This window comes from Desulfatitalea tepidiphila (genome assembly GCF_001293685.1).
Taxonomy (GTDB): domain Bacteria; phylum Desulfobacterota; class Desulfobacteria; order Desulfobacterales; family Desulfosarcinaceae; genus Desulfatitalea; species Desulfatitalea tepidiphila.
On record NZ_BCAG01000001.1, the window covers coordinates 140,767 to 154,512 of the forward strand.

13 protein-coding genes are annotated in these 13,746 nt (G+C 55.6%); 11 read left to right on the forward strand and 2 right to left on the reverse strand.

The window, feature by feature from the left end; genetic code table 11:
- Positions 1–29: 29 nt before the first annotated feature.
- From recN to DFT_RS00635, 7 genes are all read left to right on the forward strand, one after another.
- Positions 30–1,733 carry a DNA repair protein RecN gene (recN, locus tag DFT_RS00605; protein WP_054029313.1) on the forward strand — a complete coding sequence of 568 codons (1,704 nt, stop codon included), beginning with the start codon at positions 30–32 and terminating at the stop codon, positions 1,731–1,733.
- A gap of 179 nt (positions 1,734–1,912) precedes the next feature.
- On the forward strand, positions 1,913–4,111 hold the full coding sequence (locus tag DFT_RS00610) for an ATP-binding protein (RefSeq protein ID WP_054029314.1): 2,199 nt from the start codon (positions 1,913–1,915) through the stop codon (positions 4,109–4,111).
- A gap of 437 nt (positions 4,112–4,548) precedes the next feature.
- Positions 4,549–4,800, forward strand: a complete 252-nt coding sequence (locus tag DFT_RS00615; RefSeq protein WP_054029315.1) for an FmdB family zinc ribbon protein — start codon at positions 4,549–4,551, stop codon at positions 4,798–4,800.
- A gap of 54 nt (positions 4,801–4,854) precedes the next feature.
- A complete protein-coding gene (locus tag DFT_RS00620; protein ID WP_054029316.1) occupies positions 4,855–5,574 on the forward strand; it encodes a transcriptional repressor in 720 nt (239 codons plus the stop codon).
- Between the two features lie 35 nt (positions 5,575–5,609).
- Complete coding sequence (locus tag DFT_RS00625) at positions 5,610–6,056, forward strand: SH3 domain-containing protein (RefSeq protein WP_054029317.1); 447 nt, start codon at positions 5,610–5,612, stop codon at positions 6,054–6,056.
- A complete protein-coding gene (locus tag DFT_RS00630) occupies positions 6,050–7,063 on the forward strand; it encodes an adenosine kinase (protein WP_235506146.1) in 1,014 nt (337 codons plus the stop codon). The genes DFT_RS00625 and DFT_RS00630 overlap by 7 nt, the downstream gene beginning before the upstream one ends.
- Entirely contained in the window at positions 7,063–7,770 is a 708-nt protein-coding gene (locus DFT_RS00635) for a tetratricopeptide repeat protein (protein WP_054029318.1), read from the forward strand. Before DFT_RS00630 ends, DFT_RS00635 begins: the two co-directional genes overlap by 1 nt.
- A 45-nt stretch (positions 7,771–7,815) precedes the next feature.
- On the opposite strand, the gene DFT_RS00640 is transcribed toward DFT_RS00635, so the two are convergent.
- Positions 7,816–9,216: a sigma-54-dependent transcriptional regulator gene (locus tag DFT_RS00640; RefSeq protein WP_054029319.1), complete on the reverse strand. Its 1,401-nt coding sequence runs from the start codon at positions 9,214–9,216 to the stop codon at positions 7,816–7,818.
- 4 nt (positions 9,217–9,220) lie between these two features.
- Positions 9,221–10,675, reverse strand: a complete 1,455-nt coding sequence (locus DFT_RS00645) for a sensor histidine kinase (RefSeq protein WP_054029320.1) — start codon at positions 10,673–10,675, stop codon at positions 9,221–9,223.
- 528 nt (positions 10,676–11,203) lie between these two features.
- Here DFT_RS00645 and DFT_RS00650 point away from each other — a divergent pair.
- Genes DFT_RS00650 through DFT_RS00665 form a run of 4 tightly spaced genes read left to right on the forward strand, consistent with a single transcriptional unit; the run spans position 11,204 to position 13,742 of the window.
- Positions 11,204–11,455: a helix-turn-helix transcriptional regulator gene (locus DFT_RS00650; protein ID WP_235506147.1), complete on the forward strand. Its 252-nt coding sequence runs from the start codon at positions 11,204–11,206 to the stop codon at positions 11,453–11,455.
- Positions 11,456–11,464: 9 nt separating this feature from the next.
- The gene (gene pilM / locus DFT_RS00655; protein ID WP_054029321.1) at positions 11,465–12,520 is read left to right on the forward strand and encodes a type IV pilus assembly protein PilM; all 1,056 of its coding nucleotides are present in this window, start codon (positions 11,465–11,467) and stop codon (positions 12,518–12,520) included.
- Positions 12,517–13,101: a PilN domain-containing protein gene (locus tag DFT_RS00660; RefSeq protein WP_054029322.1), complete on the forward strand. Its 585-nt coding sequence runs from the start codon at positions 12,517–12,519 to the stop codon at positions 13,099–13,101. The genes pilM and DFT_RS00660 overlap by 4 nt, the downstream gene beginning before the upstream one ends.
- Complete coding sequence (locus tag DFT_RS00665; RefSeq protein ID WP_054029323.1) at positions 13,098–13,742, forward strand: type IV pilus inner membrane component PilO; 645 nt, start codon at positions 13,098–13,100, stop codon at positions 13,740–13,742. Before DFT_RS00660 ends, DFT_RS00665 begins: the two co-directional genes overlap by 4 nt.
- Positions 13,743–13,746 lie beyond the last annotated feature (4 nt).

Sequence of the window (13,746 nt, forward strand, 5' to 3'; positions counted from 1 at the left end):
GCACTAGGCAGGAGGCAGGGCGTCGACATATGCTCCAGGAACTCACCATTCGCAATTTCGCCATTATCGAGGATCTCAGCATTCGTTTTTCCCCGGGGTTGACGATCCTCAGCGGTGAAACCGGAGCGGGAAAGTCGATCATCATCAATGCCGTGAATTTATTGCTGGGCAGCCGGGCATCGGCCGCCCTGATCCGCACCGGCGCAGAAAGCGCCGAACTCGAGGCGCTGTTCGACATTCCTGCCGGCAGCGAGATCGCCCGACGGATGGTCGATGCAGGGTATGACGCCGGCGATGGGCTGCTGGTGCGACGGATCATCTCCAATCAGGATCGTCATCGCATCTATATCAACGGCCGACTGGCCACCATGCAGCTGCTCGGCGACCTGACCGCCCGACTGGCCAGCATTGCGGGGCAGCACGCCCACCAGGGCTTGCTCAGGGAGGAGGAGCATCTTTCCATTCTCGACCAGTTCGGCGATTTGTTGCCGCTGCGCGGCCGTTACGCGGAGAGCCACGCCCGTATATTGCCCCTGATCCGCGAAGAGCAGGCGCTGCTCGAGCGCCAGCGTCGCCAGGACGAGCAATCCGAACTGCTGCGGTTTCAGCTGCAGGAGATCGAAGCGGCGGACCTGCAAGTCGATGAGGATGCAACCCTTGAAAAAGAGCGCCTGCGCCTCAAGAACGGAGAGGAGCTGTTTCAAACCGTGCAGCAGTGCATCGAAGCGCTTTACAGCGGCGACGGTGCCGTGTTTGAAATCCTCGGCCAGCTGGCCAAGGCACTTTCGCGAGTGGGGCGCATCGACGACCAATTGCAGGACCGTTCCGGCGAACTGGAAGAGGTGACCTACCGGGTGGAAGATCTGGCCGGTCGCCTGCGGGACTATCTGCGGCACATCGACCTGGATCCCGGCCGGCTGGAGACTGTCGAGGCGCGCCTGGATACGGTGAACAAGCTCAAACGCAAATACGGCGGGTCCCTGGAAGCGGTTCACGCCCACGCCGAAGATATCGCCTGCCAATTAAAAGAGATCGACACCCTGGACGAGCGGCTATCCGAAATCAGAGCCGAACTGCAGCGCAACCACCAGGCGCTTTGCGGTCTGGCTGAAACATTGTCCGACAAACGCCGCAAGGCGGCTGAGCTGTTGTCTCAAAAGGTGGAGCGGGAGCTGGCCGATCTGAAGATGGCCGGCACCCGGTTCGTAGTGGACATACAGCCGGTGGACCAGCTCAGGGAGACCGGTCCGTTCCTGGCCAACAAGGGCCTTGCGCTGACAGAAAGCGGTTCGGACCGGGTGGTCTTCACGATGGCTCCCAATGTCGGAGAGGCGATCAAACCGTTGGCCAGCATCGCTTCGGGCGGGGAGTTGTCCCGGGTGATGCTGGCCCTGAAAGCCATTCTGGCCCATAGCGATGCCTTGGAAACCGTGGTGTTCGACGAAGTCGATGCCGGCATCGGCGGCGGCGTCGCCGATGTGGTGGGAAAAAAGCTGGCCCATCTGGCCCGTCACCATCAGATTCTGTGCATCACCCATCTGCCGCAAATCGCAAGGTATGGCGATCATCATTTTAATATCGTGAAAAGCGTTTCCCGGGGCCGAACCCGGACAACCATCATGCCGCTGGCGCCCGAAGCGCGGGTCGAAGAACTGGCCCGCATGCTGGGCGGCGAAAAGATCACGGCCACCACCCTGGCCCACGCCCGTGAGATGCTCTCCACGGGCCGATAAACCATGCCCTTCCGAACACGGCATTCGCCGTCTATTGTGAACGAACCGAAATTGTAAATCCCGGATCTGCCCTGGCGGTCGCGCAGGGCCGCCGTTGTCGATCCGGATGAACGACTTGCGCCTTGTCATCGTGATGAGCCGCCGGTCTCATCTGCAATCTTTTCACCAAAGGGGTTGCCATGTTTTTCGACCGATTGTTGTACAGCCTGCCGCCGCTCTTCACCGCGGTGCTGCTGGGCGCAATGGCAGCACACATCGTTCTTGGCCGGCACAAAGGAAAGTCCCACCGCCTGTTTGCCGCGCTCTGTTTTTTTGGAAGCTTGCTCTACATCGACATGTTGATCAATTTCAATGCACCGTCTGCACGGGTGGCGTTGATGGCCAGCCGCATCGGCCACCTGTTTCACCCTTTTTTACTTCCATTGTTCATCCACTTCTTCCACCTGTATCTTGGGATGGATCGCCGGCGTCATGTGGTCCCATTCGCCTACGGCTACGCCGCCCTGGTGGCGGCCTGCGCGCCGTGGGGAGGATGGATCATCGCGGATACCCGTTTTTTCGCTTTCGGTTACTTCGGCCAGGGCGGGCCCTTGTTCATCCTGATGGGAATCGGCGCCGTTCTTGCCACCGGTTACAACGTCGTCATAATATATCGGGCCATTCGTCGCGAATCGCGCAGTATCTACAAAAACAAACTTCACTATCTATTCATCGGCTTCGGCCTGCTGGGGATACTGACCACGCTGAACTGCCTGACCCTCTTCGGTGTGCCGGTCTACCCACCCGGCGCTTTTGGGTTTATTCCATTGATCATATTTGCGGCTGGCTTTTTCCGCTACGATCTGCTCGATTCCGGTGTGTTCCTGCGCAAAGGTTTCGTATACCTGACCATGACGATGGTGTTGGCGGCCGTTTATCTTCTGATGGCTTATGTCTTGCCTTTGCCTGCCATGGAAATTCGATTCAGCGCGGCCCATCTTATGGCCCTTCTGTTTTTGATTCCCGCGGCCATGGCCTCCGGACCTCTGGCCGGATGGCTCCAACAAGGCATGGATCGCATGCGGCTCAAGGGTTCGTTCGATCATCGCATGACCTTGAACCACATCAGCCAGACCATTGCATCTATTCTCGACCGGCAAAAGATCACCCAACTGTTGCAGGGAACCATCATCGACGCCATGCAGGTGACGCATTGCACGCTCTTTCTCGCCGATCCAGCCGTCAATGGCTATCGTGCGATTGCCGCGGCAGGAGACGGCACAGACCAGTGGCAGGATGCGTTTCTGGCCGAAGAATCCTGTCTCGTGTCGGCCCTGCAAGGCCGGTCCCTTCCCATTTTAAAGCAAAAACTGCTGGGAGCGGCCCGTGCAGGCAAAACCGTCGGGGTGCTGTCGCAGATGCGTTGGCTACGTGGAGAGGCCGTTTTCCCTATGTGTTTCAGGGAGCGTTTGAAAGGTTTTCTGGTGCTGGGCGAAAAGCGCAGCGGCCGGATAATTTCCGCCGAGGACCTGGACCTGCTGTTGCCCTTGTGCCATCAAAGCGCTCTTGCCATTCAAAATGCCCAGGCCTACCAGGCGCTTCGCGAGCTGAATCAGACATTGGAAGCGCAGGTGGCCGCGCGCACCGAAGCTCTGGAAACCGCCCTTGCGGAAAAAGAGCGTTCCCAGGAACAACTGATCCGCTCCGAAAGCCTGGCCGCGCTGGGGCAGCTCGTGGCCGGTGTGGCCCATGAACTGAACAATCCGCTCGCCAGCGTGACCAGCCTGCTCCAATCGATTGCCGAGGAGCTGTCCGAGTGGGATCGGAACCGACCGCTCGATCCCGATCTGCTGGACGACCTGCATTTCGCCGACAAGGAACTGGCCCGCGCCAAATCCATCATCGCCAGCCTCCTGGGCCTCTCACGCCAGACGCAGACCTACGAGGAATCGGTGGACATGACGTCGGTGGTCCAGGATGCCCTGCGGGTATTGCACAATCAATACAAGCACCGGCAGATGCACATTGAAACCGATCTCGATCCGGAACTGCCCAGGCTGCAGGGCAATTTTGCCCATCTGGGGCAAGTGGCCCTGAACATCATTCAAAATGCGATTCAGGCGTTGGCGGATCGTGGCGGTCAAGTCTGCTTGCGCACCTGGCACGATGCGGCCGGTGGGCATGTGGTCTTCCAGTGCCGGGACAATGGATCGGGCATCGCGGCCGCTATCCGCCCAGATGTTTTTAAGCCGTTTTTTACCACCAAACCCGTTGGTCGGGGAACCGGGTTGGGGCTGTACATTTGTCACCAGATCCTTCAACGCCATGGGGGCACCATCGCATTGGCGGCTGCCGACCCGCGCGGCACCGTAGTTACGGTTCGCTTGCCCGTTGGGTAAATGACGGAATACGGGGGTGAGGCATTACGCGTTTGGAAATGCCTTTGCAGCAATTCTAACTGAATGTGATTCACCTTGAAGGGCATGCATTACAGAAGGCGTTTGATAAAAAATTCGCACGTCAACGGTTGAGGCAGGCCCGGGTGGGGCAGGTTGCCAGGGCCACGTGAGCCTGCGCTCTTAGAGCCAGTTAAATGCAAACGGCGGACAAGCGGCCCAGACTGTTTGAGCGCAGCGAGTTTCCGGGTCGCCCGCCGTGCATTTTACCGGCACTTGACCGCTTGGCGTGTGGCATCGGCCACCTGTCCCACCCGGGCCGGAGTTGGTGAATGGCATTCAGTTAGAATCCTTCATGCCTTTGACCACGGCTTGACAAGCCCCGGTTATTGATAATAGAAAGAAAAGTTCTAATTATCACGATGGTAAAAGGAGCAGAAATGCCGATATATGAATTCAAGTGTCTGAAGTGTGAAACCTTCATGGAAGTGCTGGTCATGGGGACGGGTGAGGAAAAGGTGCCCATGCGTTGTAAGAAGTGTGGCTCGGAGGAACTGGAGCGTGTCATCAGCGCGACCAATTTCAGCGTGGGTGCAGGGGGAAACGGCGCCAAGTCAGGCCCGTCCGCCATTTCGCGTACCTGCTCCAGCGGATCGTGCACCACTTGGAATTTGCCTGGACACAGCAAATAGTTCAGCTTTGAGCGATGCGGATCTCACATGCTACCCTGAAGAGGTCGTCCGGTAATGACGTCAGTGGCCATCCATAAACGGGAGAAGGAACAATTCATCAAGCTGTTCAAGGGCGATCGTATCGATCGCTTCGAGGATCGTTTGGCTGTTTTGGAAGTTTTTTTGAACATCGAAAAGCATGTGACGGCCCAGGAGTTGACGCAGGCCGTGCACACGGCGGGCCATCACCTGGAGGAGACGTTCGTTCAGGAAACCATCGAGATGATGTGCCACTACGGCTTTGCCCAGGCCAGCCGGTTCGACAACGGGCAGGTGCGATACGAGCACCGTCATCTCGGGCAGCACCACGATCACCTGGTTTGCACCAAATGCCGAAAAATCATCGAGTTCGAGAACGATGCCATCGAAAATCTGCAGGAGCAGATCGCCTCGACCTATGGCTTCCATATGTTGCAGCACAAAATGGAGCTTTACGGGATCTGCCGGGAATGCCTGGCGCGCCGTGAGGATCTTCTGTCCCTCGACGCCGCCCGCCCCGGTGAGCGATTGAAGGTGGTGGCCTTCAGGGGCGGCGGCCGTTTGAAAATGCGCTTGTTGACCATGGGGTTGCGTATCGGAGACGAGATCGAGGTGATCACCAACATCAACCGAGGACAAGTCGTGATTGCCTCAGACTTCAATCGACTGGTCCTCGGGCAGGGGTTGGCGAGCAAAATCATGGTGTCAGCCTTGACCCGTGAAGAGAGGCCGGGCAGCTTAAAGGTCCAGCCCTGAGCAATACGTGATGGGAGATAACGATTGGATTTACAATGAGATTAGCGCACATCACAAAAGTCGTGTTGATCGGCATGTGGGTCGCCCTGGCGGTAGGGCAGGCTGCAGCGGCCGAGCGCATGGCCGCCAAGGAAGACATCGTCAACATCCGATCCGGTCCGGGGACCAACCATGACACTTTATGGCAAATCGAAAAATATCATCCGGTATTGATTGTTGAAAAAAAAGGCGAATGGTACCGATTCAAGGACTTCGAAGGGGATCAGGGGTGGATCCATGCCGCCTTGCTCGATCAGACACCCACGGTGATCGTTCGCGTATCCCGCTGCAATGTGCGTTCGGGTCCGGGGACGAACCATGGCATCGCCTTCATCGTGGATCGCGGAATCCCCTTCAAAGTGTTGCAAAAGAAGGACCGCTGGTTGGAAATCCAACACGCGGATGGAGACAAAGGATGGGTACTGGAGACGCTGGTATGGTGAACATGACCCGGATTTACGACCGCTTGAATCCGGAAAGACGGAAGGTGACCGGTGTGGGTTCGGCCCTGGTGGACATTTTGGCCCGCGAAGATGATGCCTTTCTACAGCGGGTGGGCGCCATCAAGGGCGGCATGACCTATGTGGACAGGGAGTTTATCGATCGGACCGTCCAGCAGGCGAGCAATCCGCCGCAAATCGTTCCCGGGGGATCGGCGTGCAATACGGTGGTGGGTATCGGCCGCCTGGGCGGGCACGCTCAATTCGTGGGAAAGTGCGGCAACGGCCCCATGGGCCGGTTGTTCCGTGACGATTTGACCAGACAAGGCGTCCACTCTTTTTTGTTGAATTCCGATTCCCCCACCGGCCGGGTGCTTTCCATCGTCTCACCGGATGCTCAAAGGTCCATGTTTACCTATCTGGGGGCTTCCGCCGAAGCGCGGCCCGAGGAGATGACCCCGGCCTGTTTCGAGGAGGCGGCCATCGTGCATATCGAAGGCTATCTGCTCTTCAATCGGGACTTGATCCGGGCCGCGTTGAAAGCGGCCCGCGATGCCGGAGCGCTGATTTCTCTCGATCTGGCCAGCTTCAACGTGGTCGAAGAGGCCAGGGATATTCTGCCTGAGTTGATCGCGGAGTATGTGGACATCTTACTGGCCAATGAGGATGAGTCCCATGCCTACACCGGAACCCGGGACGAATCGAAGGCGATATCCATCCTGGCGTCCCAAGTACCGCTGGCCGTATTGAAACTCGGCGCCCGGGGGAGCCTGATCGGCACGAACGGCGATGTTCTGGCTGTCAGCGCTTTGGGAAACGGCGAAGCCCAGGATACGACGGGTGCCGGTGATTTGTGGGCATCCGGTTTTCTGTACGGTCTGGTGAACCGGATGCCGCTCGATCGCTGTGGACGGTTGGCATCGCTTTGTGGCTATGAGGTGTGCCAGGTCGTAGGGGCAAATATTCCGGAAACGCGCTGGACGGCGATCCGAAAACAGATGGAGGGCTAATGGCCGGGAAAAAGATCACGCGCAAGGAACTTGTCAAAAAACCCGATGAATTTTTGACGCTGACCGGCAAGGTCGTGCAGTGGGCCAGGGCCAATGCCAAGCCCCTGGCTTACGGCATCGGCGCCTTTTTCGTTTTTCTCATCCTCGTGGCCGGATATCGATTGTATTCCGAAAACCGAGAGCGAGCCGCTGCGGCCCTGCTGAGCCGGGGCATGACCGCCTATGCGGAGGCCGTCAAGGCGGGCAATTCACCGGCCGAGGCCCTTGCCGCGGCCGAGCCTGAATTGCAGCGGCTGGTGGATGGTTACGGCCGTTATGACGCCGGTCGCCTGGCAGGTGTTTTTTTGGCCCACATCAGTTTGTCTGCAAACATGCCGGATCAAGCCATCGCGCTTTACAGCGAGGCTCTCGATCGGCTCGAGGGACATTCGAGTCTGGGCAACACGATCCTTAACGGGTTGGCCATGGCTTACCTGCAAAAGGGAGACGCGTCCGCTGCGATCGAGGCCTTTGAAAAGGTCCTGGCCAGCGGCAGCACCGTACTCAAAGACAACGCCCTCTTCCAGTTGGGACAGTTGTATCGGACCAGCGGGGACGGGGCGAAAAGCAGGCAAACCTTCGAACGGCTGGCGGCCGATTTTCCGAATTCCATTTATGTCGATATCGCCCGTGAAACCGCCGCAGCAACTGAAAAAATTGCGGGATAAGCCGTTTTTTACGGCGTCGTCCGGCGATGACTTTTTGCATGGCCATCACTCTTCGGGCTGGATGAACTCCGCCACATCGATCCCGTATTTCTTCAGCTTCTGATTCAGACCGCTTTTGCCGATGCCCAGAAGAGACGCCGCATGGGACTGGACATATCCGGCCTGTTGAAGCGCCTGCAGGATCATCTGCTTTTCCACATGGGCCAGCGTTTCGTAAAGGGTGGCTTTGGGGGAGAGGCCCTCAAGATTGAGTTTGTTGTTCTGGGTTACATTATTCCTGAAGTCCAGGGGCAAGTCATCGACGGTGATCGTCTCCCCGGCGCACATGACCATGGCGCGCTCGATGACATTTTCGAGTTCCCGCACATTGCCCGGCCAGCCATATTGGTAAAAGAGGCGTTCGACCTCCTTTTCCAGCCGTGTGACCGGTTTTTCATCTGGTCGTTCTTCCGCATATTTGGCTATAAAATGGGCCGTCAGCGGGCGGATGTCCTCCAGCCGGTCGCGCAGGGGCGGCAGGACGATATGGACGACATTGAGGCGGTAAAAAAGGTCCTCCCGGAAACGTCCCTTGGCGATTTCGTCTCTCAGGGATTTGTTGGTCGCGGCAATGAGCCGGATATTGACCGAAATGGGACGAATGCCGCCCACCCTCTCAAAGACCTTCTCCTGTAGCACGCGCAGTAACTTGACCTGCAGCGAAGAAGAAAGTTCCCCGATTTCATCCAAGAACAGGGTGCCCTGGTCGGCCAGCTCGAAACGTCCCTTTTTCATGGAGACCGCGCCGGTGAAGGCCCCCTTTTCATGGCCGAAGAGCTCGCTTTCCAGCAGACTCTCGGCCAGCGCCGAGCAGTTGACCGCCACAAAGGGCTGATTGCGGCGCGGGCTGTTGAAGTGGATCGATTTGGCCACCAACTCCTTGCCGGTGCCGCTTGGCCCTTCGATGAGTACCGTGGCCGTGGCCGGCGCCACCTTGCGAATGGTTTCGAAGATATCCTGCATGGCCTTGCTCTTGCCGATCAGGTTGCCGAAGCTGTAAAGGTTCTCCACGGCGCTGCGCAACTGCCGATTTTCCTTGACCACCCGATACATGGCAATGGCTTTGTTGACATAGAGAATCAGCTGTTCGTTGTCAAAAGGCTTGAGGATGTAGCTGTAGGCCCCTTTCTGCATGGCTTCCACCGCTTTTTCGACGGTTCCGTAAGCGGTCATCATGATGACCGGCAGCTCCGCATCGATGGTTTTAATCTTCTGGAGCAGCTCGATGCCGTCCATCTTGGGCATTTTCATGTCGGTAAGGACGAGGTCCACATCGGAGTGTTCCAGAACCGCCAGGGCCTCGTGGCCGCTATTGGCCGTCAGCGTTTCAAAACCCTCCTCCTGCAATACCGCGCTGAGTACCAGCGGATAGTTTTTTTCATCATCGACGATGAGAATCGTGTCCATATCGCTATCCCTCTTCTATAGGCAGCCGGATCGTCACACGCGCGCCGCCCTCCGGACGGTTTTCGATGCGCACCGCCCCCTGGTGGGCCTCGATGATGTTTTTGACGATGCCCAATCCCAGTCCGGTTCCCTTATCCTTGGTGGTGAAAAAGGGGTCCCAGATTTTTTCCATGTCCGTATCCGAGATCCCTGCGCCCTGGTCTTCGACGGCGATCCAGAGGCTGTTGTTCGCCGATTTGGCTTTCACCGTGATGTCGCCGCCGTCGGGCATGGACTGCATGGCATTGATGAAAACATTTAAAAAGGCCTGATGGAGCATGTCCGCATCGGCCATGATGATCGGCAGTTCACCTTCGAAATTGGCATGGATATGGAAGCCGTCGGCTTGTGCCTGGGTTTCCAGAAGGCGAATATTTTTATCAATCACATCTTCGATGCGGCAGGCAAAGCGATTGGGGTTTTTGGGTTTGGCAAAGTTCAAAAAGTCGGTGATGATATGGTTCAGGCGCGTCGATTCTTCGATGATGATGTTGGGGATCTGGATCATCGGATCGGTGGCGGGTATTTTTTTTCGCAGCAATTCCGCAGAACTACTGATGATTCCGAGCGGATTGCGGATCTCGTGGGACACCCCGGCCACCATTTCACCCAGCGACGAGAGATGCTTGGCGCGGCTGAGCTGTTCTTTGAGCTTGAGTTGCTCCTGGGCTCTTTTCTGGATGATCCCCTCGCCGCGTTTGACCACGAAGATCATGACCAGAAAGAGGATGATCATCACAACGCTGATGGTGATCATGGTCATGATCTGGTAGCGAAATATCTCTTTATAATCGTTGGAAAGATCCTGGACGATCTCCACCACCCCCAGCACCTCGCCCGCCACCGGGCTGAGGGGTTTTTCCATGCGCAAGGCGGCGAAAGTGATGATTTTAATCTCTTCGGGCAGCCCGAAAAACAGCTCCCAGAAGCTGCCTTTTTGAATCAGCCTGGAGGTCGGCCGCCCTTCCAGGGCGTTCTGGTGGCTCGTGCCGCCGAGATTTTCGAGTCCGATCAACTCCTTGGAAAAGCTGTAAGCGATGACATCGCGGACGCCGTAGATGTTGACCATATCCACCTTGAAACTGTGCAGGGTGCTGCGCACCACGCTGTCCATGCGCTCGTACTGGTCCTTGTGTCGCAATTCGATCTTCCCGAACTTGATGCCCACCGGCAGAATGAATTGCATGAAGACCTGGTGGTTGAGATTTTCAATGAGTAAAAGGGCATAGGCTTCGCTCTTGGAGAATTGCATGGTGCGAATCCAATGCGTGTTGAGGATGGAAAGAATGATTGTGCCGAAGAAAATCAGGACCAGGCTCGAAAGCGAAAAATATTTCACCAGTCGAAAAGGCTTGGCGCGTTCGGACGAGGGGGGCGGTGATGCCGCCGGCAGCTTCAGTTCATTTAAAAAGGGTCGCATATACCTCTATGGCTGGCACACGGTCTTGCGAGCAGGACGGTGCCGGTCGCGATAGCGATGGACGACGCGTCCCCTTTGTTGACGCTCGGCCCACGTGACCGTCCAATTGTTGACCTTCATGGCGACACGGTATTGTTATACGATTCTATACGCCTGTGACATCTATTTATATATAACTTAGGGATCTTTGGGGCATCACATGCGATTTGTTCACGTTATTCATGCTTTTCTTCAAAATGGCCTAAAGTTTGCAAATTCGTGGTCGATGACTTGGATATGCGCTGCCGCGAAATGAATCGAACCGAAACGAAGCGCGCGTGACCCCAGCACCGGAAAAGCCAATGGCCATAAAAACAAATCTTAGCGCATCATATCCAATGGCACAATATATTGTTGTGTCAAAAAGTGTCACACAATATGGCCTAAATAAACAAAATTATATATAAATTATGCATAATTTCACTTGACACCCAAATTTGCTTCAATGAGGATAAAGCTAACATCAGAGTATCGTTAAAGGAGATGGTTTTGGTCGATGGCCAATACGCAAATTCTAAAATACGGATAGGCAAAAAATTGAACATGGCTAAGAATTCATTAAAAAAAATTCGCGAATCTCTTTTGATGAGCAAATCCGAATTAGCCAGAGAAGCAAATGTGTCACCGATCACCATTACGCGAATCGAGCAGGGAAAACCTTGTCGGATGGAAACCAAGCGTAAGATATTACTGGCCCTTGGATACGGTTTGTCGGACGCGAAAAAAATCTTTGGCGAGTGAGAGTAGACTATGTTTGGTACCAAGAATCGATTGGTGGGACTCGATATCGGCTCCAAGGCCATTAAGGCTGCCGAGATAATCGAAGGCAAAAAAGGCTACACCCTGTCCAAATTCGGGATGATCGACATCGCACCGGGTTTGATCGAAGACGGCGCCATCAAGGACCCGGAGGCGGTGGCGGAAGTGTTGCGTAACCTTTTCAAATCCTATGGCATCAAAAACCATAGCGTGGCCATCTCCATTGGCGGCTATTCGGTGATCGTTAAGAAGATCAGCGTGCAAACCGCCAGCGAGGAGCAGCTTCAGGACACCATCCACTTCGAGGCCGAGCAATATATTCCCTTCGATATCAACGACGTCAATCTCGACTTCCAAATTCTGGGCGAAAGCGAAAACAATCCCAACCAGATGAATGTGCTTCTGGTGGCCGCCAAGAAAGAGATGGTCAACGACTATGTCCATCTGGCCGAACTGGCCGGACTGGAGCCGCGCGTCATCGATGTGGACGCTTTCGCCTTGCAGAATGTCTTTGAAATCAACTACGAGCCCCAGTCCGATGAGAATATCGCCTTGATCGACATCGGGGCCAGCAAAACTTCTCTGAACATTCTCAAGGGGGGCATTTCGGTCTTCATGCGCGATGTGTCCCTTGGTTGCGGGCAGATCAATCAGAAAATCGCCAACTTGATCGATTGCTCCAGCGAAGAGTCCGAGGCGATCAAATTCGGTGAAGGCAGCGACAAAATTTCGGCCGAGGACCTTTCGGATATCATCTCGTCGGTGGTCACAGATTGGTGCACGGAGATCAGACGGGCCCTGGACTTTTTCTACTCCACCTACCCCGACGATCATATCAAGAAAATCGTTCTCAGCGGCGGCGGCGGCAATATCCAGGAACTGCGTCAACTGCTGGCGGTGGAGACGTCGGCCGAGGTGAGTACCATCAACCCGTTCCAGCATTTTTATGTCGACAGTGAAAAATTCGATACCGAGTATCTTGAAAAAATCGCCCCCCAGGCATCCATTTGCATGGGGCTGGCCACCCGCAAAATGGATGACAAATGATACGCATCAATTTACTTCCATATCGTGCAGCCCGGAAAAAAGAGAACATTCGCTACCAGGTGAATGTGTTCCTTATGTCGGTGGTTTTTGTGGGCCTGCTGATCTTTTGGGCCAACTCCTATCTCAACGGAAAGGTGGATGACCTCAATAGCGAGATCGCCAGCACCCGCGAACAGGTGGCCAAATATCAGCAGATCAACAAAGAGATCGAAGAGATCAAGAAGAATCTGGCCGTCCTGGACAAGAAGATCCAGGTGATCGAATCGCTGGAAAGGGACCGCAAGGCGCCCGTTGAAAACCTGGATGCGCTCTATCAGGTCGTGGTGGAGAAACGCATGTGGTACACCCAGGTCGAGGAGCAAGGCGGTGGCTTCAAGGTGAGCGGCATCGCCGTGGACAACCAGACCGTGGCCGACTACATGACGCGCGTCGAAAAGTCGGAGCGATTTCAGGCGGTGCGTCTGGCGGCGATCAAGCATCAGACGATCAAGGCCGGAAAAGAGCTGAGCCTCAAGCAGTTCGATGTCAACTTTCAGGTAAAGCCACCCGAACAAGCGACCGGTGAGGTTAAACAGAAATGAAAAAAGGCAACACGTCAAGCAGCGCACTGACGTCCCTGTTTGAAAAGATTGAAGGGTTGAGCAAACCCCAGCGCATCGGCATTTATGCGGGTGTCCTGGTGGTGATCATCGGGTTGTCGATCTGGCTGCTTCTCTATCCCAAGTACGACAAAATCGGCACCTTGGAAAAACAGCTCGCTTCGGTTCAACAGGAGCTGGCCAAGGCCAAAAAGAATGCGGCCGAGCTCAACGACTGGCGCAACAAGATGAAGCATAAAGAGGCCCAGTACAAACAGGTGATGCGGGCCCTGCCGGAAAACGAGGAGATTCCCTCGCTTATCACCGGTATTTCCCAGGCAGGTAAGGATGCCGGATTGGAATTTCTGCTCTTTCAACCCAAACCGGAGAGCCGCAAGGATTTTTATGCCGAGATTCCCGTGGATATCAGCGTGACCGGTACCTATCACCAAATGGTGGTATTCATGGATAAGGTCGCCAACCTGCCGCGCATTGTCAATGTCCGGAATATCAAGATGGCACCCCAATCTAAAAAAGACGGGGGCAACACCTTGACCACGGTCTGCCAGGCCGTGACATACAAATTTGTCGAACAAGCCCCTGTGCAACCCAAAAAGGGCGGAACCAAGAAGAAAAAGAGATAGGTGA